The following is a 20,597-nucleotide window of genomic DNA, read 5'->3' on the forward strand; positions in this document are numbered from 1 at the left end:
CAGCCAACTACTGACTGGAGAGCCGGATGCGGGAGAACCGCCAGTCCGGTTCGGTGGGAGGGGCGGCGCAACTCAATGCGCCGTCCCTACCTCAATCAGTGGTCGCGGCGGTCCTCCAGTTTCGCGAGATCGACGCCATCGGGCCAAACGGCGCCTTCGTTGATCCAACGGGTGAGGGTTTCGATTTCCGCAGAGGAGAGTTTGCCTTTGGGTGGCATGTGTTCGTCCTCGTCATCGGTGGTGATGAAGTGGATCAGCGGGCTGTCCGTTGGTTTGCCTGCGACGATGTCCGGCGCGTGCTTGTCACCGCCTTTGATGGCGAGCGACTTGATGTCGAGACGCAGGCCGGATTTCTGCTTTTTCTCCCCGTGGCACTCGTAGCAGTGCTGCTCAAAGATCGGACGCACATCGCGCACGAAGTCCACCGGCGCGGCAGCAGCGCTGACAGTGATGAGGGCTGAAATCCAGGGGGGCAACGGCATGAGAGGCACAGGTAACGGCAGGGCGGCCAAATTTTTCGCTTCCCGATTGGTTAAGAAAGGCTTATTATCAGCGAGTTACGCTTTTCGCACCCTCCGCATGCCGCCCCTTGTCCTCCAGGAACGAATGTACGACCGCCGGGTCGGTGTCGCGCCGTTGACGCAGGTTGATGAGCTGCTGCGTGAATTGATCGCCAATGGCGGGCCGATGCCGAATGAGTATGCGCTCATGAATCGCACGCTGCGGCAGCTTGGGGACGCGGTGCGGGCCAAGGTGATCGCCCGGGACGATGTGCTGGCTTACGCCCATGACATCACCAGCCGTCATCTCGAAGGGACGATGCAATCCAGGGCGCTGGGCAAAAAATTTGGCTACAGCGGCGACTTCGAGATCATCGAGGCCATCTACACCATGCAAACGGCCCAGGAGCCACATCTGCGCCGCTGGGACCTGTATTTTCACTCGCAGGCGGCACCAAACGCGGTGCGCAATCGCAAAGCTTACTTCCATCAATTGCTGAACTCGCATACGGCAGGCCGCTCCAAGGCTCGGCTGAATGTGCTGAACGTCGCCAGCGGTCCGGCGCGGGATGTGCGCGAGTGGGTGCTGGACAATCCCGATCGTGAGGTGTTTTTCGACTGCGTGGACGCGGAGATTCATGCGGTCGAGCGTGCGAAAGTGCTGTGCGCGCCGTTTGCGCAGCGGGTGGAGTTTTATCACCGCAACGTGCTGCGGTTTCTACCGGCGAAGGGCTATGAGCTCGTCTGGTCGGCGGGTTTGTTCGATTACCTCACGGACCGCACCTTCGTGTATCTGCTGAAGGCGCTCATGGCCGTGACAAAGCGGGGCGGGGAAGTGGTGGTGGGGAATTTTTCCGACTTCAATCCCAGCCGCGATTACATGGAACTGCTGGGCGATTGGGTGTTGCAGCATCGCACACGCGATCATCTGCGCGAGCTGGCGCTCGAAGCGGGTGCAGCGGCGGATTCCATCGACGTGCAGTGGGAGCCTGAGGGGGTGAATCTGTTTCTGCACATTCGGCGCTAACAGCGTGCTTCACCTCTGACTTCGCCCAGCCGGAGGTGGGCATCGTTGCACAGCATCGCTTGAAAGGCGGAGCAGGCAGGCTACAGCGCAGGGATGTTCCGTGTTTCCATTCTCCCGCTCGCTCTCCTCATGCTGCTTGGTGCCCCCCGCGTGGATGCGGCAACGCCTGATCGCATCGTCTTGATGGTGAGCGTGGATGGTCTGGCGAACTTCTACCTCGACGATCCCTCGGCGGAGATCCCGACGCTGCGACGCCTGATGGCCGAGGGGGCGCGTGCGCAGGGCATGATTGCCTCGATGCCCACGGTCACCTGGCCCAACCACACCACGCTCGTCACGGGCGTGCATCCCGGAAAGCATGGGGTGCTTGGCAACAGCGTGCTGGATCGCGCGAAGAACGAGATCGTGCCGCTGGTGGTCGATCCCCTCTTCAACAAGGACGAAATCGTCAAGGTGCCGACGATCTACGACCTCGCGAAGCAGGCGGGATTGAAGACGGCCGCGCTGATCTGGCCTGCGACTCGCGGGGCGCGCACCCTGGATTGGACCATCCCGGATGTGGGCACGCTGGCGCTGGTGAAGCAATTCGCCACACCCTCGCTGCTGGAGGAGTTCACGGCGAAAGGCATCCCCTGGGGCATGCAGGAGGAGTGGTGGAATACCGAGCGCATCGCCGAGCGGGACCGCATGTTTGCGCAGATGGGGAAGCATCTGCTGGGTGTTCACCGCCCGCACCTGCTGCTCATGCATTTTGTGGAGCTCGATCACGCGCAGCACCGGTTTGGTCCCCGCTCACCGCAGGCCTATGCCGCATTGAAAAACCAGGACGCATGCGTGGGCGAGCTCTGGCAGGAACTGCAGCGCACTCATGGCGGGCGCGCGACGCTGGTGGTGGTGTCTGATCATGGCTTCATCTCCTACCGTCGGCGAATCCAGCCCAATGTGCTGCTGCGGCAGGAGGGGCTGCTCACCGCGCTCGGGACGCGCATCACGGGCGGCAGTGTCCGTGCCGTGGCGCAGGGAGGCGCCTGCTTTGTCTATGTGCTGCGGGAGGAGGGCCGTGCGGCGCAGGTCGTGAAGCTCGCGGAGCAGTTCCGAAAACTGGAAGGCGTGGGAGCCGTGATCACACCGGGCGACTTCGCCGCCCATGGGCTGCCTGATCCAGCGAAGAATCCGCAGATGGCTGACCTCGTGCTGTCCGCGGCAAGCGGTTTCAATTTCGTGGACTCGCCCGCAGGCGATGTGGTCGTGACGCCGCTGGATGAGGTGACCAAAGGCTCGCACGGATCGGACGCCGCATATCCAGACATGCACGCGGCCTTCGTCGCCTGGGGCGCGGGCATCCAGGCAGGTGCTACATGCGGCACGGTCAGCAACACCTCCGTGGCACCAACGCTTGCCGCCTTGCTCGGCTTGAAGGTGGAAAACATGGACGGGCCCGTCTTGCAGCCGCTCTTGGAGGGTAAGTAGCCTGTATTTCTCACCTTGGTCTCGCTATCCCCCGTTGGACTCCTACTCGAACCTGTCCGCTTGAAGGCAGCGCGCTTGGTGCCTATCAAGGGCCTGCCCAGCCATGGCTGGCACGAATCGACTCCCGACCCTTTCTCGCCGGGCCTGAGCCAAAGCGAATCTGGGAGAAGCGCGACGCCCTCCCGAATGACACGAAGAACTCACGCGGGATCGACATCGCGACCGACAAACGCACGAAGGGCACCGGTTGGGGCCATGTCTCCGCCGCGAGCCCGATTCTGGTCAATCGCCACCTGTTCTTCCCCATCATGAACGGCACCGTTTATGTCATCGATGCCTTTGCCGAAACGCTCGATGAAAAAGCCCTCGTCGCGATCAATGACCTCGGCCCCGCAGGTGAGACCTGGACGCTCGCATCGTTCAGTTACGCCAATGGTCGCCTCTGGATGCACACGATGAAAGAGGTCATCTGCATTGGAACCCACTGACTGCCTTCACCTCGGCCTAGCTGAGCCGCTTCACCCAAAGAAGCCAAAAACCAAAAACGCCTCGCCGCCCGCAATCCGCCCGACGTCATCGAACTCTTCAACCTCGGCACCGCCAAGGCCTGTCAGGATGGCGGCGAAGTTCGACGCCGGCACCGGGCCGCTTCGAGAGGTCCTCGCGTAAGGTAAGCCCACCAAGTGTTGGGAATCCATCGGCAGGATCAAAGGCGATACTCCCGTGCTTATTGATGTTTCGGCATCACGTCAGGATAAGGCCCGAGGAAACGCTCGCCGTTGAAGTGGATCATGTGGTCGGGGTCTTCGGCGATCCAGACTTCGGATTCCCAAGCGATGTGCGAGACGAAGGTCTGCATGGTGCGGCGGCTCTCAAAAGCGGTGACGAAGACAAGGCCCGCTTTGCAGCCTGCAAAGAGGTCTTTGAGTTCTTTGCGTCGCTTGCCATCCACAGGTCCGGCGCTGGTGACGGCTTCAATCAGCAGGAGCCAATTGCGCTTTGTATCGTGAACGATGACGTCAGGAATCTTGGCGGCGGAATCCAAGGTGACGCCGAGTGCGGTTAAGCCTGCGGTTTCCAGGTGGACGAACTTGTTTTCAGTATCGCCGATGTAGAGCACGACACCTCCGGGAGCGAACGCGGGGCAGAAGTGTTCGATGATGGCCTTGATGAGCAGGCACCAGCGGAATCTGGGCGTGTAGTGCAGTGCGCCGTCAGGTAATCGCAGGCTGTGAGCTGCTAGCAGATGTTTCGGCAGCCGCAACGTGCTCGCCAGCTTCTCCACAGAACGGGAAAGATCGTCGCGTCGTGGCGCGACTGCATGACGGTGAGTGACGATGGAATTCCCCATGTTGGGATATTCTACTTTGGGTTGCAGGATGAACAAGTGTCCAAATCCATTTTCTCATCCGAATACCGCACTTTTCGAGAGTTGCTGCGCGACCTGCGGCTTCAGAAGGGTGTTACACAGGCACAACTTTCGACTGCTCTCGGAATGGCCCAGAGCTTCGTGAGTAAGTATGAAATGGGCGAGCGGAGACTCGACTTTATCGAGGTGGACCGCATCTGTAGCGAACTCGGCATCGGGCTTGAGGAGTTCGCCAAATCGTATGCCAAAGCCTTAGCGACATCCGGCGGAGGTAAGCGCGCCAAATCAAAGGGAGGAAGCAAAGATGAGTAGAAAGCCTGATTCTGCGACACCGATCATAGTAGGGAATGATGTCGTGCTCCCGCCTACCGTAATCAATGCTGACTCCGGTAGCGCGACAGCCAAAAAAGCTGCGCAATTTCTTGCCGAAAAGAAGCTAGGCTACGTCGTTCCCACGGCGCGACAGAAACGGAATTTGGTCGTGGCTTGCGCGAAAAGAGACCTAATTGTCTATGGCAAGGCCTTCGACGTGTTGAGGCTGACAGGGGAGGTTGATTTGGACTCTCTCGAAGACGTAGAAGCCAAATTGGCCCAGATCGTGATCTGTGAAATCAAGTCCACTAAACAGAAGTTTCCGGATGATTTTCGCGGTTATTTCTTTGGCCTGACCGCCGCAGAAGTCTTGGTTGCTCAAAGCCTGAAGGATCAATTTAGATTTATCTTTGTGAACACGGTTACTGGGAGCTTTCTCGAGCTGAAGTTGAGCGAAGTTTTCGCTAAAGCTCGCGGCATCTATCCAACGTGGAGCATTTCATTTTGAGCGTGAAATGCTGACTATCAGGCGACAAGGCGGCGACGCTCCTCCTTGGAAGTGAAGCGCTTCGTCAGCAGATACATGCCCGTTGGCACCAACCACTGCCGCGTCTCAGCATTGTCCATGATGGCATTGGGTTTGCGGGCTTCGAGCTTGGGCCAATGCACGGTGCCACCGTTGAAATGACATGGATAGAGGAGTGGCACGGTGCCGGACTCGGGTTCTTTGCGCAGTGCTTCTTTGAGCCGAAAGTCCACCACACGCCCCGTGGAAACGGTCAATCCCAAAGCGGCGAGTGACGTGGTTAGTCCATCCATGGTTTCTTTCGCAGCGCCATGACTGGAGCATGACGGGATGTGAATGAATTTCTCCGAGTCGTTAGGGTGGACGATCTCGGCGAACGGAAAGACGGTTTCCAAGACCTCGCCGCCAGTCTCGCCGCTGCTGCTAGAGATGATCAGTTCGCGAGGCTGAATCCGCCCCTTCACAGCATGGAAGATGATGTTCTCCTGCAATACGCTGTCTTCGCGAAAGGCAGCTTGGCGTGAATCGAAGACGTGGAGTCGGCGCAGTTCCAATTGGCTCAAGAAGTCTTCACGGAATGGGCGGAAGTATGGCCCATTGCAAAAACTCCGGGGCGTGATGCCGACGAGTTGGCCACCAGGAACTAAGAGGCGCTGAATGAGAGCGATAAAGCCGGTGTAAAGGTTGCTGGTCTCGACTCCTATCGAGTGGAGAGCACGCCTCTCGGCTGAATCGGTGCTGATTTTTCGATACGGTGGGTTTGCGATCGCCGCATCGAATGCGGGCGGCAGCGCACCAAACAGATCACCCGCCAATTTCGCTGACATCTCCACGATGAAATCGGTGGAGTGAATGGTGAACGTGAAGGCGATTCCCGATGCTCTGCACTTGCTCTGGCATTCGCGCATCGTCGTCTGGAGTGCATCTAGGATGTTCGGATCGACCTCGAAGAGCGTGGCCTGAATCTCACGGATGCATTCGCCCTTTTCGCAAACCATCCTCACGAAGGCGGCTGTGAGTGAACCGGCACCAGCGCCCGCATCCAACAGGCGAACCACACTCGGCAACGGTCCGAACATCGAAGCCATGAAGTCCGCCATCGGCACCGCCGTGAGGAACTGTCCAAGTTCCTCCTGTCGAGATCGTCCGTTCGTTTTGATGGCTGTCATGGTTCTGAGTCTGTGCGTGCAGGTCATCGTAACGCTATCTCGTCCCCTGTCACAATTTTTACCTCGTAAGCAATCTTCCCCCGAAAAAAACCATTGCCAAAATGGGGGCACTTCCGGTAAAACCCATTTCCATGCCGCAACCGTTGACATGGTCTAACAACCTCGTGTGGAATGCACCTGGTGCCGTGTGGAATGGGTCTGTGGCTTCATCCAACCACATCATGACCAACGATAACAAAATCAGTGCGTCCATCCCGGCGCAAGACATGACCGACATCATGGCAGCCTTTGCCACCATCAAGGCCAAGCTGCCCTTTCTCATCAACCTGAGCATGGAGGAAAAACGCCGCATGCCGAACATCGGCACGGAGCGCGGCGGCATGGTGGAGACCTTCACCATCGAGATGGACCTGCACCCGGACCTGATCCCGACGTATGTCGATATGCCTGAACTCGCGCTCGACGGTGCCCTCTTCTCCCAGCTCGACATCATCAAAGCCTGCGCCAATGAGCTGTGCGAAGGCATCAATGACACGCATCAAGCCGTGGGCTCTGACATGTATCTCGCCTACCTGAGCTTCTACAACAATGTGAAGCAGGCCGCGAAGCGCGCCGTCGTCGGCTCCGACGCGATCTACCAAAACCTGCGCCGCTTCTTCCAGCGCGGCAGCACTCCACCACCCACGCCGCCGACCCCCTAAACCCTGCCCTCTGGGGTGCCGGGCCGCACAGCCCGGCTACCCGGCGGATGGGCGGCTAGTCCAGATTTCGCGGCCCTGGAGCCGGAAAACATGGATTTCACCTCAACGGGCCTATTTTACCCGCCTTTTTCACCTGGAATCCCGTGAAAGTGCGGTATTTTAGTGGAAGTCGGCTCATTTTAGGGCTTGGAATCGGCCAAGATTGCCAAAAATATGCCGATGCGGCCTTCGTGAGCGATGATCTTCACTGAAACCATGAACGCCAACATGCCAAATTTGACCAAAATTCAGTCAAATTTGACTGATTTCGGGTCAAATTTGACGGTTTTTCGGTCAACGATGAGCCCTTTTTCGTCGCCGCCGACCGGTCAGCGGTCGCCACCGACCCGCCGCCAGTCACGGCTGACCGATCCGACCCCAACGCCGACGGATTCCCGCTCAAGCCCGACTGATGAACGGACAACGTCGAGCACCCAACGGTGACCCTTTCGCGGCAGGCGCACGCCAGCCGCTACGCACTGCCTTTCTGCCAACCACCGCAAACCACCGTCAACCCCTGCGCAGCAGGCCTCAACCACCGTCAACTTTCCCACGCCATGCCATTCGACCCCAACCTACCCCAAGAAAACACGCCCGCCGATGCGGTGCAGATGCGCAGCCAGCTCAATGGACTCAAAGACCTGATCGACGCCATCCCCGTCGGGCCGCCCGGGCAGAACGGCAGCGACGGCACCAGCGTCACTGGCGCGGTCATGGATGGCGTGAACACGCTGAATCCCGGTGATGCGGCGCAAGCCAGCGTGAGCTGGGATGGGGCGAATGTGCGGTTCACCTTCGGCATTCCACGCGGGCAGGATGGCGCAAGTGCCACGCCCATCACCAGCTTCATCGTGGATGGCGTGAGCACTTTGAATCCCGGTGATCCTGCGACGGTGCAGACGAGCTTTGATGGCGCGAGTGTGCGGTTCACGTTTGGCATTCCACGCGGGAATGACGGCAGCCAAGGACAGCAGGGCAGCAACGGCAGTGATGGCGGGCAAGGGCCACAGGGGCCACCGTTCACGAACTTCATCGTCGATGGCGTGAACATGCTGAACCCGAGTGATCCCGCGTCTGTGCAGACGGTCTTCGATGGCAGCGCGGTGCGGATGATCTTCAATCTGCCGCGTGGTTTTACCGGCAACGATGGTGGCACGGGTGCGCAAGGCGGACCGGGGCCGCAGGGGCCACCCTTTGCCCAAGCCGTGGTGGACAGCGTGACCACGCTCGATCCCGGCCAGCCAGCCACGGTGCAGACGAGCTTCGACGGCAGCAACGTGCGGTTCACGTTTGGCATCCCACGCGGTCAGAACGGCAACGACGGCGGCTCCGGCCCCCAAGGTCAGCCGGGCGAGGTGACGTCCATGCAGCTCAACAGCGCGATCAATGGCACCAGCAACAATAGCAATGGCGTGAACCCCTTGGTCATGACCGTGAGCGATCCACCGACCGTGGGCGAGGTGCAAGCCATCGCCAGCAAGCTCGATGAACTGATCCTGGCGCTGCGGCGGTGACGTGTTGGGCGACGACTCGTCGCCACTCCATAAGATGGAGGGTGAATGCAACCGTTCCGCGATTTGCCTCGCAAATGAGCCACCGCAGAGTCAGGAACGCCGCAGAGAAAGGCAGTGTGAATCAAACCTCTGCGGCGTTCTGATCTCTGCGGTGTGGGGTTCCTTGCCTGATTGCCTGGGTGGCCGGAAGCCACTCGCCCGTGCTCCAATCGAGCATCTCGGTGCCGCGAAACTGCTTCTTGTAGTCGTAGGCGCTGGGCTCATGCGTGGCGTAGCCGGGGTAAAGCCAGCGCAGGCCGGAATCGCGGCAATGCTGGATCTCCAGCAGCATCGTGAAGATTCCGAGGCTGCGTTTGCGTTCATCTGGATCAAAGATGCCGTAGATGCTGGAGGCGGCCTGCTGGCCGACATCGAAGAAGCTGGCGGCGATGAGTCGATCCACATCGAAGACACGCAGCATGCGGCATTCGCAGGGACCGGTGGCGGGATCGGGGCCAAGGAAGGTCTCCAAGTCTTCGGGCACGTTGTGGGTGAAGCGCTGCTTGTGGCGCTGGAACATGGCGCGCAGGTCGTCGTCGAGGGCGGCGGGGACGATGTCGTAGCGGAGGTCGGCGTTTTTGGTCAGCACGCGGCGCTGGCTTTTTGTGGCGGTGAATTGCACAAGGTCGATGCGCAGCGGCGTTATCGTGTGCGTGCTGCCATCGTTGGCCTGCTGGCTGCTGTAACGAAAGAAATACCGGCCGAAATGCCGCCAGCCCGCCGCCCACACTTTGTCCATGATTTCCGCTGGCACGGAATCACAGATGAATGCGTCATCGAGGGCGGGCGTCATAGGCTCCCAATAATCCAGTCCCGCAGTTTGACAATCCCACCGCCGCCCACACACTCGGAAATCCCCTCACGCGCATGAACTTCCTCGACCGCATCGAACGCGTCTTCTTCTGGCTCTCCGCAGCCTCCTCCGACAACCTCGATGCCTGTCCGGCCTGGGAGCGGCGCAAATACGTGGCCTTCGGCGCGACGGTGCTGGTGCCCTCGATCTTCGCCATCATCGCCTGCTCGTATGCACTGAGCACGCTCACGGACAACTGGCTCATCATCGCGCCGGTGTCACTCGTGTGGTCCTTCATCATCCTCACCGTGGACCGCGCCTTGCTGGCGACGTATCGCGCCTATCAGGGCTTCTTCCGCAAGGCAGCACAGTTCTCACTGCGCATGGTGGTGGCGGCGCTCATGGGCATCACCATCTCGCATCCGCTGACGCTGCTGCTGTTCAAGGACACGATCAGTTCGGTCGTCGAACGGCATCGTCAGGGCGAGATCGAGGCGGCGCGTGAACTGTCCAAGCAGCAGAAAGTCGCTGTCGAGGCGCGCATCGTGCCGCTGGAGGCCGAGATCGCGAAGCAGCGTGAGAATTGGACCGCGACCTTCAGCGCCAAGTTCCTCGATGAAAATGGCAAGCCGGTCGCAAAGCCGCTCACCGACGAGGAAAAACAGCTCAAGACCTTCCGTGACGGCAAAATCGCCGATGCAGTGGCTCCCGGCAAAACGCGGCTCGAAACGCTCGACACCGAGATGGCGAAGCTGAGCGCCGATTACCAAAAAGTTGCCGAAGATCTCAATCACTGGCAGACCGAGTTTGAACGTGAGGTGAACGGGCAGCGCAGCGGCATCATTGGCCTCGGCCCGCGTGCCAAAAGCATCCAGGAAGACCAGCTCACTTGGCGTCGTGCCGAATCCGCCCGCCTCAGTGGTGTGCTCGACACGATGACGAAAAACCGCGTCGCACTCGTGGCCGAAATTAAAGCTGCCGAAGATGGCGTGAATGCCGCACTCGATGCCAAAGCCGCCGAGGAAGCCGCGCTCAACAAAGCCGAGCAGGCGCGTGTTGCCGCTTTGAAGCAAAAAGTGCAGACCGAGCAGGCGGATGCGTTTGTGGGCCAGCAGAACGCCATTCGCGAGACTTTGAAGACGCAGATCGACACGCTGCTGCTCCAAGAGAAAAACTTGCACGAGGAGATCACCGCCATCACGGCGGATGAAACCACCCGCATCGCCAAGATCCACGCCGAGCCACGGCGCGACCTCCTCACGCAGACGCTGGCGTTGCATGAGCTGTTTGAGAGCGGGGCGCAGGGCGGCATGTTCGCACTCGTCGCCTATCTCGTGCTCACGCTGCTGTTCATGCTGGTGGACACGATTCCGCTGATCGTGAAATTCTTCTCCAAGCCCGGTCCGTATGACACGATGCTGGACCGCGAGGAGATGAGCTATGAAGGAGATCGCAAAGCCTTCCTGGACGGTTTCAACCGCCAGGTGAAGGAACTCGGTGAGAGCAGGCTCTTGAACCTCACGCAAAACAAGCCGCTCGAACGAGCCTTGCGCAATGGTGTGGACCACACTCGTGCCGCGAAGGAGTTCTTGGTGTATCTGATGGAGCTGGAACGCGAGTTCGAGGAGAAACACCGTGCTGCACGCGAGCAGGCCGCCGCGAGTGGCGTGGGCCAAACGGCCGCCGCGCTCGAAGAACGGTCCCGTTATTTCTACGCCGATCTGCGCGAGCGCATGGAACGGTTCTTCAGTGATGACAGCCGCCGTACGCCGGCCACGGGCAGGGTGTGATGCCGCAAGAGCAGTTCCATCTCAGCGTATGACTGGGAGTGAAAACTCCGCCGTTCAATCGCCGTGACATGCTGCGCAATTCCTGCGCGGGCTTCGGCTATCTGGCGTTGCAGGGAGTACTGGGCCTCGAATCGGCCCAAGGGGCGGTGATTGACCCGCTGGCGGCGAAACAGCCGCATTTTCCGGCGAAGGCGAAGCGCGTGATCTTTTTGCTGATGAAGGGCGGCCCTTCGCAGGTCGATACGTTTGATCCGAAGCCGCTGCTGGACCGTGATCACGGCAAGCCGCCGCCGTTTGCGCTGCCACGGATCAAGTTCGCGCAGACGGGCAATCTGCTGAAGTCGCCGTGGAAATTTCGGCGCTACGGCCAGAGCGGCCTGCCGGTGAGTGATCTGTTCCCGCAGGTAGCGAAGCATGTGGATGACCTGTGCATCATCCGCTCGCTGCATGGCACGAATCCGGCCCATGGCGGCGCTTTGCTGAAACTGCACACGGGCAGCGACACGTTTGTGCGGCCGAGCCTCGGATCGTGGGTCAGCTACGGTCTGGGCACGGAAAACTCCGATCTGCCGGCCTTTGTCACGATCTGTCCGACGCTGGCACATGGTGGCGTGAACAACTGGGGCTCCGCTTTCCTGCCTGCGCACTGTCAGGGCACGCCGCTGGGTAATGCGAGCATTCCTGCGGACCAGGCGGTGGTGAAGCACATCCGCAGCAAAACGCTCACGTCTGACTTGCAACGTGCGCAGCTCGATCTCGTCGCGCAGATGAATCACACGCACTTGGCGACCGGTGCGAACGCCGCGCTCGAAGCGCGCATCAATTCGTTCGAGCTGGCCTATCGCATGCAATCAACGCTGCCGGAACTGCAGGACATCTCGGGCGAAACCGAGGCCACACGCAAGATGTACGGCCTCGATGACCCGGTGACGGCGAATTTTGGCCGCCAGTGCCTCATGGCGCGGCGTTTTGCCGAAAGCGGCGTGCGCTTTGTGCAGGTGACGCATAGTGATGGCTTCGTGCAGTGGGACCAGCATGGTGATCTGCTCAAAGGGCACACCAAAAATGCCGCCGAGGTGGATAAACCCATCGCGGGGCTGCTGGCGGATCTCATATCACGCGGCCTGCTGGAAGACACGCTCGTCGTGTGGGGCGGTGAGTTTGGTCGCACGCCGGTGGCGCAGGGCACGGACGGCCGCGATCACAATCCGCACGGCTTCACGATGTGGCTGGCCGGTGGCGGCAGCAAACCGGGCACAGCGTATGGCGCGACGGACGACTACGGCTACTACGCCGCCATCGACAAAGTCCACATTCACGATCTGCACGCCACGATCCTGCACTTGCTCGGTCTGGATCATTTGAAGCTCACCTACCGCTATGCCGGCCGTGATTTCCGGCTCACGGACGTGGCGGGCGAGGTGGTGAAGGGCGTGATCGCGTGAGTGTCTTTACGTTGGGAGTCCCGCCTTTAGGCGGAAAGATCATCGTCAGGTCTTTGCTTGTCGCATCTTCTATCGACCCCTTTCCGGCTGAAGCCGGGACTCCCAACTACGGCCAGATGGCATTCAGCACTGCGGCCATGCGGGCCGTCGCTTTGACCAACTGCGCACCAGCGACGGATTTTTGTTGGTCCGCATAACCGGCAGGCAGTTTGATCTCAATGCGTTCGATCTTCGGGCCTTTGCCGGTGGTGTTGAGCTTGCAGGGGCCGAACTCGATGCCGGCATACGCGGCTTTCGCGAGCGCGACGGACTCACCGGCCCACTGCTCCGCCCAGGTGTGAATAGCGCCGGGAGTGGTGGTGTTGATCTTCGGCAGGGCGTCTTTGAGAATTTTCGGCAGGCTGCCGACGACAACGAGTTTCTTCACCAGCTCAAAGTCCCACAGGGCGTGCATCTGGTCGTATTTTTCCGGGCCGAAGAACAACTGGTTGCCGCCACGGTCTTCGAGTTTGAGTTTTTTCAGCGGCAGGCACTTGTCGAGTGCGGTTTGCAGCACCGGATGCTGCGGATCGGTGACATCGAAGAAACCGCTCGCGCAATGCATGGGCTGGTGGATGTCGCCGACGAGGTGGACGAGCACGCGCAGGGCGGTGCGGGCATCGAACTTGGCGGATTTGCCTTCGAGCACGGTGATGCAGAGGTTGATCTGCTGCACCACGTCATCGCGGGTGGTGAAGCCGGTCGCTGCTTGATAGGATTTCACATCGAGCGGCATGTCCACATAGTGCCAGGTGAAGTGGAAGGGGAAGGCCTTGATGAAATCAGCGGCTTCCGCGTCGCCGACGAGCGGCCCTTCATTTTTTCCCACGTCACGCACGCGATCGAGCCAGACCGCAGTCATGTCGAGCTTGTCACCGGCCAGGGCGGCATCCACACGCTGTTTGGCTTGCGGGGTGAGCAAGGATTGCGCGACTTCCCACATGGCTGTGTGGCCCTGGTCGGCCCACGAGTAACTGTGGGAAGGAAAGGCGCAGAGCAGTGTCAGGAGCAGGTGGCGGAAGGATTTCATGCGGCATCGTGCGCCGGGACTGCGGCGAAAACAACCGGGACGTAGATGTGTTGGGCGGGGGGGCGGCGCATCTTCCACTGCGCGCTTCGCCCAACTATCCGGCTCATGGCGCGAATGGAGCCCATGGGTTCGCGGAGGCTACCCAAACCAGCCGGATAGTTCGGCGAAGTTGTCGCTTGTGTTAGCCAAGCTCCACGCGCCGAACACATCGGGCCTACGACGGGTTACTGAATGAAGAAGAACTGGCGGGTGTTCAGCACGGTCCAGAGCACGTCACCACGGTCGGTGGCGTCGGCGTTGTCGGCGATGGGCTGGAGCAGGGCTTGTTCTTCGGCGCTGGCCTTGCGGCTCATGAGGCTGAGATAGACGGCGTCGATCACGCCTGCGCTGCCGCCATCTTTGCGCGCACGGTCCAGCGTGCGGGCGATGCTGGTGTAGCGGTTCATCAGATTGCTGAACACTTTGCCGTTGAGCAGCATGAGCGCCTGGGAGACGCTGGCTTCGTCGTTGGCGTTCTCCACGAGTTCGCGGTCGCTCTGGCCGAATTCACGGAGGAAATGGCCGTTCGGCGCCGGGCTGCGCAGATCGGCGGCACGGAGCATGCTGGTGTCGCGGAAGTTTTCCCAGGCCGCGAGCGAGGCTTTTTCGTTCTTGTCATCGACTTCGAAACGTTCGGCGTCGGCTTTGAAACGAGCTTTGGCGACTTCATCCAGCTTCGCACGGCGCTGTTTGGCGAGAATGGCGAGCGCTTCATCCATGCTGAGGTCCGCGCCGTCTTTCTTGGCCTTGATGGCGGCGGTGACTTCCTTGGCAAAGGCTTCATCCTTGGTGAAGTCGTCGAGTTTGCCTTCGCGGGCGAGTTCGGCGAAGCGCTTGAAGCCTACATCATAGACGACGGCGTCCACGGCTTCATCGATGCGCTTGCGCTGGCTTTGAATGGCCTTCCGCGCCTCGCGAATGGCGTCTTCATCCTTGGCCTTCGACGCGGCCTCCATCTTTTCCTGGGCGGCGCGGACTTCGGCGGCGAGTTCCTTCTGCTTCTGCGCGACCTTGACGGTACACTGCTGCAACTGCTGTGGCGACAGGCTGTTGAGTGCGCGGTCGAGCCATTCGACGCGACGCAGGGCGATCTCGGCGTCGATCTTGGCCTGGATGCTCGGATGGTCGGCACTGGGTTTGTAGAGCGCCACCATACTGTCCCAGACCTGCTCGGCACTCATGCGGCGCAGCAGCGGGCCGGGGAAGTGATAGACCTCGCCAAGCTCGACATCCTTCGCATAGGCGGTACGCTGATAGGCCTGTGAATTGAGGATGGCACGCAGGAACGACTGCATGTCGTAGTTCGCGGCCTTCATCGTCTCTTCGAGGAAGATCATGAGCTGCGGATTGCTCGGCACGGTGCTGTCGGTGATTTCATCGACGGGTTCGATGAGGCCCTGGCCCATGAGTTTTTTCCACAGGCGGTTGGCGATGACGGTGGTGAAGCGCGGGTTCTCCTTGCTGGTCATCCAGGCGGCATAGGCGGCGATGGGCGGCTGACTTTCTTTGACGATCTTGCCGTCCTTGCTGAATGACGCGGGAATGAGCGGTTCGATGGCCTGTTTTGGCTGCGCATCCTTGTATTGATAATCCTGCGGCAGCTTGAGCACGCGCTTCTTGGTCTCATCCAGCACGGTGTTGTAGCGCAGCGGGCGGAGGATTTCCGTCATCGCACGGCCGACATCCTTGCGCTCCATGCCGTTGGGCAGGTCGAACTTTGTGACGGCACCGCCGTAACGGTTGTTTTTGTTTTTGACCGCACCGCCGCCGTAGATCGCCTGCGCGAGCAGCGGATTGGTGAGGCCGTTGCTGCTGGTCATGCCGTAGGTGTGCGCGGCCATCTGGTAGTAGTCCATCTGCGTCCACTTATCGAACGGATGGTTGTGGCACTGCGCGCAGACCATGCTGGTGCCGAGAAAGATCTGCGTGGTCACCGCCATGTTGTCGAGCGGCATGTTGTAGTCGCGGATGTAGAAGCCGATCGCGCCATTCTCGTAGCTCTTGCCGTCGGCGCTGACGACTTCGCGCACCATCTCGTCATAGGGCTTGTTGTCGCGCAGACTGGATTTGAGCCAGTTGGCGTAGCCGTAGTAGGCCGGCAGACTCTGGCCGCCGCCGACCATGTTGCTCTTCATGCGCAGGATGTCGGCCCAGTAGTTGAAGAAGTTCTGCACGTAGCCGTCGCCTGCGAGGAGTGTGTCGATCAGCTTCGCGCGTTTTTCGGTGTCGCTGCTCTTGAGGAACTCGGTGGTCTCCTGAATCGTCGGAATGCGGCCCACGACATCGAGATAGACACGGCGGACGAAGACTTCATCGCTCGCAGGGGCGTTGGGCTGAATTTTCTCCTTCGCGAGCTTCGCGTTGACGAGTTCGTCGATCTTGGCGGCGGTGGCCTTGAGATCAGGGGCGGCAGTGGCCATGGTGAGGCTGCTGGAGGAGAGAAGGAGGTAAAAAGTGATCGTTTTCATGGTGAAAGCGAGGGGGCGGGTTTGGGGGTGGCGCAAAAACGGGCGGAGCAGGGGGGTCTTTCACCTTCTTTGGCATTCTTATCACCTCGCATGGCAGATTCCCAGATTTTAGCTTTGACAACTCATCCCCCTTTCCGACAGAATGCGCCTTAACTTATGAAATTGCTCCTGTCATTCGCCCTGATCTCAACTCTCGCCTCCTGCACCAGTCTTCAGAACAACCCGCGTCCGTCGGCTGAGTTGCCCTGCCGGGTCGCGCCGTTGACCAACCAAGGCCTCGGTTATGTGAGCCAGGGAGTGGGGCAGGTGGCCACAAGCTCGTTGGATGTGACGGATGACACGGCGAATTATGGCGGCATCGTGGTTGACCGGCAGGCCCGGGACTACACCAACATCGGCATGAATGCGATCCGCCGCACGGATGACATCGTTTATCGGGAAACCACACGGTATGTGGACTATGGCATGGACACCGTGGACGACGGGGCCGCATACACCGCCAGCGCGATCACTCGCTGGCCGGCTGTTCCGACCGGCATCGTGCAGCGCGCCTTTGGTTCCACCCGAAAAATTTATCAGAGTTCCGTGGCTGCCTACGGTGAGGGCGTGAACCGCACCTACTGGTCGTTCTGGAACATTTTCACTCCGCCGGAACCCAAGCCTTACATGGTTGGCAGCCTCAATGACCTGCATCCTGGTTATGCCTTGCCGGGATCAGCTTGGCGCTGCAGACTGCCACAAATCCCAGTGGAGCCAGTGGTGGAGGAGACTGCCGCCAAGAATCCGCGGACGATGTACAAATAAAGCTTTTCACATGGGAGCGGTCGTTGAGACCGCTCCCATTTTTTTTGCCCACATGCCGCTTCAGGCGTTGTTTTTCGATGCCGCAGGGACGCTGATCCGGCCGGTGGAGCCAGTCGGGATGACGTATGCGCGGCTGGCCGCCGGGCATGGCATTCGAGCGCAACCGGACGCGTTGATGCAGGCTTTCCGTGCCGCCTGGAAGATAACTCCAGCTCCACTGCACCCACCGGGGCAACCATCAGCAGATGATGATCGCTGCTGGTGGCAAAACCTCGTGGCCGATGTGTTTGCCCGTGTGCTGGGCACACCGCTGCCAGGAGACACGCTGGACGACCTGTTCACCGAACTTTACCAGCATTACGCGCAATCGCAGGCATGGACCGTGTTTGACGACGTACTGCCAGCATTGAACGACCTCGCGCGCGATCACCGGTTGCTCGTGCTGTCGAATTTCGACCGCCGTGTGCGCCACATCCTCGCCGGACACGATTTGCTGCGTTTTTTTGAGCACATCATCATCTCCAGCGAAGTCGGCGCGGCGAAACCGCATGCGCGCATGTTCCAAGCCGCACTCGCCGCCGCCGGGTGTGCGCCGGAGCATTGCCTGCACATCGGCGACGACGAGATATGCGATGTTGAAGGAGCGCAACGCTGCGGCGTGCAGGTGTTTCACGTTGAGCGGACTGAAAATGGCCTCGACACACTGGTTCAGAAAGTCCGCTCCAGGGCATATTCCGGCTTGCGCATCCCCCGCTTGTGAATACATACCGGCCCCCTTTCCGAAATGCGCGGGTAGCTCAGCGGTAGAGCAGTTGGCTTTTAACCAATTGGTCGAGGGTTCGATCCCCTCCCCGCGTACCATTTTTGCCGCAATGATTCGAGTGGCATGGCGGATGAAACTTCACGGACAGCGGCGCCGTTAAACGTCGCTCCTTGCTCATGAAACACTCCTTGCTCGCCGCCGCCTGTCTGTTCACCTCCACGCTCGTCGCGGGCGATTGGAATCAATGGCGCGGGCCGGATCGCAATGGCGTCTCGCAGGACACCAGCCCCATCGCGAATGCGTTTCCGGCGGAAGGCTTGAAAAAAGTGTGGGAGAGCGAGTTCATCCCCAGCAACGAATACGGCGGCCACGGCAGCCCGGTGGTCAGCGGTGAGCGCGTTTTTCTCAGCGTCGTCTGGCATGAGCGCGTGCCTTCGGAAACACGCGAGATCGACACCGAGGTCATGCAGACACTCAATTATCGCGGCACCACGCCGGAACTGGCGAAGAAGCTCGAAGAAACACGCCTGAACCTGCCGAAACTGCGCGGCGAGAAGTTCGACGAATGGGTGTTGCAGTGGCGGAAGGACAACCTCACGGAAAAAGAGGAGATCAACATCGGCTCCTGGGTCGCTTCACGCTTCAAGGCCGGTAAAGCCGCCATCGGCCTCGAATGGCTCGATAAAATGTCGAACCGGCAAAACAAGCCGTTCGCGAATGCCGCAGCCTATAGCAAGTGGCTCGACGACGAAGGCTTCCCGTCGGACGTGAAGGAAAAGATGATTGCGGTGATGCCGAACACCGTGAAGACCGCGCAAGACGTGATTTTGTGCCTCGATCTGGCCACCGGGAAGCAAGTTTGGAAATACACCAAGCCCGGCAAACCGAGCGGACGCCAGTCTTCCAGCACCTGCGCCGTCGTGGATGGCAAGGTGTATGCCGCCTGCAGCACTGAATTGATCTGTGTGAACGAAACGGACGGCAAACTGGTGTGGTCCACGCCATTGTCCGCGAAAGGCCCCGCCGCATCGCCGCTGGTGATGGGCGACCGTGTCTATATGGCGGCCGGAGTGGCCTGCGCCTTTTCAAAAGCGGATGGAAAACTCGTTTGGGAGCAAAAAGAGGCCAAAGGCAACACCGCCAGCCCCACTTGGTGGGCACCGACGAGCGGCAACCCTGTGCTTGTCATCAACGGCAACAACGCGCTCTACGGCCTTGATCCCGATACCGGCAGCATGAAGTGGACGGCCGAAGGCGGCAGCCAGAGCACGCCGGTGAGCAGTGGCGACTGGCTGGTGCTCTACAGCGGCACGGAAGGCGTGGGTCTGCGCGCTTACAAGATGCAGGCCGAAGGCAAACCGAAGGCCGCGTGGTCGCACTTCTGGGTCACGCGCCGCTACACCGGCAGCCCCATCATTCATGAAGGCAGCGTCTATCACTGCTGCGGCGAGAAACACCAGTGCATCGACCTCGAAACCGGCGCGGTGAAATGGGCGGCGAACGAAATCAACAGCACCATCACCTCCCCGCTGCTCGCGGATGGCAAACTGCTCGTCTATGAAAACAACGGCACGCACGTCCGCATGGTCAAGGCCACCAACGCCGCCTACGAGCAGTTGGGACGCGCCAAAACGGACGCCATGGGCTGTTCTTCGCCTGCGATTGCCAATGGCAAGCTCATCGTGCGGCAGAAGGACAAGCTGGTGTGCTTTGATCTCAGGCCGGAACAGTGAGCTGGAGGATAGCCTTCCAGGCTGTCAACGGATCGAGGCTTCCAGCCTTTTCCCGTCAGATCAAAGGCTGGAAGCCTCGATCCATCGACAGGCCAGAGGCCTATCCTCCATGCATCAACGGTCCGTCGCTCCCGCCAACACGAAAACCCTCCTGCGTGGTGCCCTGCCGCACCATTGCCAAGCCGGTCGTCAAGCCAGTCACCGGGTGTTTGGCGATGCTGGTGATCTTCCCGACAGCTTTTTCAGTCCAAAGCTCCTCACCGACATTCACCACGACCGCCGTTTCGAAGGCGATCAGCTCCCTTGGCATCTTCCCCGTCGTCTTGATGCGTGAGAGCACCTCCTGGCCGATGTAGCAGCCTTTGGCGAAATCCATCGCGCGTGCTTCGATCCCGGTCTCCGGCGGAAACGTCTCCGCATTCAGTTCGTTCGGCCAGCGTGGCACCTTTTGCACGATGCGCCATGTTTCGAGGTCGTCATCGCTTAGAACACGACAGCCCGGCTCAAACGGCTCACCGGACGGCAGCCACACGTCCACGCCATCGACGCCAAATCGCCACGATTTCAGCCCGTTTGCTGCCGCAGGGCCAAAGACATGCCAGAGCTGCCAGTCATCGGTCACATCGGTCAGTTCCACATCATCCGCCACGATGTAGCGTTCTAGTCGCGTGCCGAGGGACTCGCGCAAACCGGCCTCGGCATCCAGCAGCAGTGCATCCTCTCGCGCGTGAATGAACACGTCGCCCGCGATGCGGCCTTTCACATCCGTCACACACGCATACAGCGTCTCGTCCGACTTGGCGCGACGCGTATCGTTCGTCACCTGACCATTCAGGTAGCGCACGCGATCGCCGCCGGTGAGGCGGAACTTGGCGTGTGACGATAGGTTCACTGCGGCTCCATGTGTGGTGATGTCTTGAAACAGTGCGGCGGTCATGCGGCATGAATGGTCAGGCGGCGCGGTGTGGCAAGCCGTCAAAGCTCACGGATTGCGTTGACTCATTACTCTGGGCGCGTATTTGCGTCA

General features: G+C 60.1%; 20 protein-coding genes and 1 tRNA gene. 13 read left to right on the forward strand and 8 right to left on the reverse strand.

What is annotated here, in order from left to right; genetic code table 11:
* Nucleotides 1–95: 95 nt before the first annotated feature.
* Entirely contained in the window at nt 96–482 is a 387-nt protein-coding gene (locus ACKVY0_RS19430) for a c-type cytochrome domain-containing protein (RefSeq protein ID WP_409216499.1), read from the reverse strand.
* A gap of 97 nt (nt 483–579) precedes the next feature.
* Between ACKVY0_RS19430 and ACKVY0_RS19435 the strand changes: the two genes are divergently transcribed.
* The 3 genes from ACKVY0_RS19435 (at nt 580) to ACKVY0_RS19445 (ending at nt 3,485) form a co-directional block, all read left to right on the forward strand.
* Entirely contained in the window at nt 580–1,527 is a 948-nt protein-coding gene (locus ACKVY0_RS19435; RefSeq protein WP_409216500.1) for a class I SAM-dependent methyltransferase, read from the forward strand.
* Nucleotides 1,528–1,620: 93 nt separating this feature from the next.
* Nucleotides 1,621–2,997: an alkaline phosphatase family protein gene (locus tag ACKVY0_RS19440; RefSeq protein WP_409216501.1), complete on the forward strand. Its 1,377-nt coding sequence runs from the start codon at nt 1,621–1,623 to the stop codon at nt 2,995–2,997.
* Between the two features lie 308 nt (nt 2,998–3,305).
* On the forward strand, nt 3,306–3,485 hold the full coding sequence (locus ACKVY0_RS19445; RefSeq protein WP_409216502.1) for a hypothetical protein: 180 nt from the start codon (nt 3,306–3,308) through the stop codon (nt 3,483–3,485).
* 30 nt (nt 3,486–3,515) lie between these two features.
* On the opposite strand, the gene ACKVY0_RS19450 is transcribed toward ACKVY0_RS19445, so the two are convergent.
* Together ACKVY0_RS19450 and ACKVY0_RS19455 are read right to left on the reverse strand one after the other, a co-directional pair.
* A complete protein-coding gene (locus ACKVY0_RS19450) occupies nt 3,516–3,695 on the reverse strand; it encodes a hypothetical protein (protein WP_409216503.1) in 180 nt (59 codons plus the stop codon).
* 29 nt (nt 3,696–3,724) lie between these two features.
* On the reverse strand, nt 3,725–4,348 hold the full coding sequence (locus ACKVY0_RS19455) for a BsuBI/PstI family type II restriction endonuclease (RefSeq protein ID WP_409216504.1): 624 nt from the start codon (nt 4,346–4,348) through the stop codon (nt 3,725–3,727).
* A 36-nt stretch (nt 4,349–4,384) separates the two neighbouring features.
* Here ACKVY0_RS19455 and ACKVY0_RS19460 point away from each other — a divergent pair, with 36 nt between their 5' ends.
* Together ACKVY0_RS19460 and ACKVY0_RS19465 are read left to right on the forward strand one after the other, a co-directional pair.
* Nucleotides 4,385–4,678, forward strand: a complete 294-nt coding sequence (locus ACKVY0_RS19460; RefSeq protein ID WP_409216505.1) for a helix-turn-helix domain-containing protein — start codon at nt 4,385–4,387, stop codon at nt 4,676–4,678.
* A gap of 43 nt (nt 4,679–4,721) precedes the next feature.
* The gene (locus ACKVY0_RS19465; protein WP_409216506.1) at nt 4,722–5,186 is read left to right on the forward strand and encodes a hypothetical protein; all 465 of its coding nucleotides are present in this window, start codon (nt 4,722–4,724) and stop codon (nt 5,184–5,186) included.
* Nucleotides 5,187–5,203: 17 nt separating this feature from the next.
* Here ACKVY0_RS19465 and ACKVY0_RS19470 read toward each other — a convergent pair whose 3' ends face one another.
* The gene (locus tag ACKVY0_RS19470; protein ID WP_409216507.1) at nt 5,204–6,373 is read right to left on the reverse strand and encodes an Eco57I restriction-modification methylase domain-containing protein; all 1,170 of its coding nucleotides are present in this window, start codon (nt 6,371–6,373) and stop codon (nt 5,204–5,206) included.
* 221 nt (nt 6,374–6,594) lie between these two features.
* On the opposite strand from ACKVY0_RS19470, the gene ACKVY0_RS19475 reads away from it, so the two are divergent.
* Nucleotides 6,595–7,074 carry a hypothetical protein gene (locus ACKVY0_RS19475; protein WP_409216508.1) on the forward strand — a complete coding sequence of 160 codons (480 nt, stop codon included), beginning with the start codon at nt 6,595–6,597 and terminating at the stop codon, nt 7,072–7,074.
* Nucleotides 7,075–7,670: 596 nt separating this feature from the next.
* A complete protein-coding gene (locus ACKVY0_RS19480; RefSeq protein ID WP_409216509.1) occupies nt 7,671–8,627 on the forward strand; it encodes a hypothetical protein in 957 nt (318 codons plus the stop codon).
* 121 nt (nt 8,628–8,748) lie between these two features.
* Here the strand turns inward: ACKVY0_RS19480 and ACKVY0_RS19485 are convergent, their stop codons facing one another.
* Complete coding sequence (locus tag ACKVY0_RS19485; protein ID WP_409216510.1) at nt 8,749–9,459, reverse strand: GNAT family N-acetyltransferase; 711 nt, start codon at nt 9,457–9,459, stop codon at nt 8,749–8,751.
* Between the two features lie 74 nt (nt 9,460–9,533).
* On the opposite strand from ACKVY0_RS19485, the gene ACKVY0_RS19490 reads away from it, so the two are divergent.
* Together ACKVY0_RS19490 and ACKVY0_RS19495 are read left to right on the forward strand one after the other, a co-directional pair.
* Nucleotides 9,534–11,249 (forward strand): DUF4407 domain-containing protein, encoded by a 1,716-nt coding sequence (locus ACKVY0_RS19490; protein ID WP_409216511.1) that lies wholly within the window; start codon nt 9,534–9,536, stop codon nt 11,247–11,249.
* Nucleotides 11,250–11,317: 68 nt separating this feature from the next.
* Nucleotides 11,318–12,694, forward strand: coding sequence for a DUF1501 domain-containing protein (locus ACKVY0_RS19495; RefSeq protein WP_409216592.1), 1,377 nt, complete (start codon nt 11,318–11,320; stop codon nt 12,692–12,694).
* Between the two features lie 106 nt (nt 12,695–12,800).
* Here the strand turns inward: ACKVY0_RS19495 and ACKVY0_RS19500 are convergent, their stop codons facing one another.
* Nucleotides 12,801–13,763 (reverse strand): S1/P1 nuclease, encoded by a 963-nt coding sequence (locus tag ACKVY0_RS19500; RefSeq protein ID WP_409216512.1) that lies wholly within the window; start codon nt 13,761–13,763, stop codon nt 12,801–12,803.
* Between the two features lie 224 nt (nt 13,764–13,987).
* A complete protein-coding gene (locus ACKVY0_RS19505) occupies nt 13,988–16,270 on the reverse strand; it encodes a DUF1549 domain-containing protein (protein WP_409216513.1) in 2,283 nt (760 codons plus the stop codon).
* A 156-nt stretch (nt 16,271–16,426) separates the two neighbouring features.
* Here ACKVY0_RS19505 and ACKVY0_RS19510 point away from each other — a divergent pair, with 156 nt between their 5' ends.
* The 4 genes from ACKVY0_RS19510 to ACKVY0_RS19525 all read left to right on the forward strand — a co-directional run bounded on the left by ACKVY0_RS19510 (nt 16,427) and on the right by ACKVY0_RS19525 (nt 19,570).
* Nucleotides 16,427–17,074 (forward strand): hypothetical protein, encoded by a 648-nt coding sequence (locus ACKVY0_RS19510; protein ID WP_409216514.1) that lies wholly within the window; start codon nt 16,427–16,429, stop codon nt 17,072–17,074.
* Between the two features lie 52 nt (nt 17,075–17,126).
* Nucleotides 17,127–17,834: an HAD-IA family hydrolase gene (locus tag ACKVY0_RS19515; RefSeq protein WP_409216515.1), complete on the forward strand. Its 708-nt coding sequence runs from the start codon at nt 17,127–17,129 to the stop codon at nt 17,832–17,834.
* A gap of 26 nt (nt 17,835–17,860) precedes the next feature.
* Nucleotides 17,861–17,935 (forward strand) — tRNA-Lys (locus tag ACKVY0_RS19520).
* Nucleotides 17,936–18,013: 78 nt separating this feature from the next.
* Nucleotides 18,014–19,570 carry a PQQ-binding-like beta-propeller repeat protein gene (locus ACKVY0_RS19525; protein WP_409216516.1) on the forward strand — a complete coding sequence of 519 codons (1,557 nt, stop codon included), beginning with the start codon at nt 18,014–18,016 and terminating at the stop codon, nt 19,568–19,570.
* 100 nt (nt 19,571–19,670) lie between these two features.
* Here the strand turns inward: ACKVY0_RS19525 and ACKVY0_RS19530 are convergent, their stop codons facing one another.
* Complete coding sequence (locus ACKVY0_RS19530) at nt 19,671–20,507, reverse strand: YgfZ/GcvT domain-containing protein (RefSeq protein ID WP_409216517.1); 837 nt, start codon at nt 20,505–20,507, stop codon at nt 19,671–19,673.
* Nucleotides 20,508–20,597 lie beyond the last annotated feature (90 nt).

The sequence above is a fragment of the Prosthecobacter sp. genome (assembly GCF_046154365.1).
In the GTDB taxonomy this organism is placed as follows: Bacteria; Verrucomicrobiota; Verrucomicrobiia; order Verrucomicrobiales; family Verrucomicrobiaceae; genus Prosthecobacter.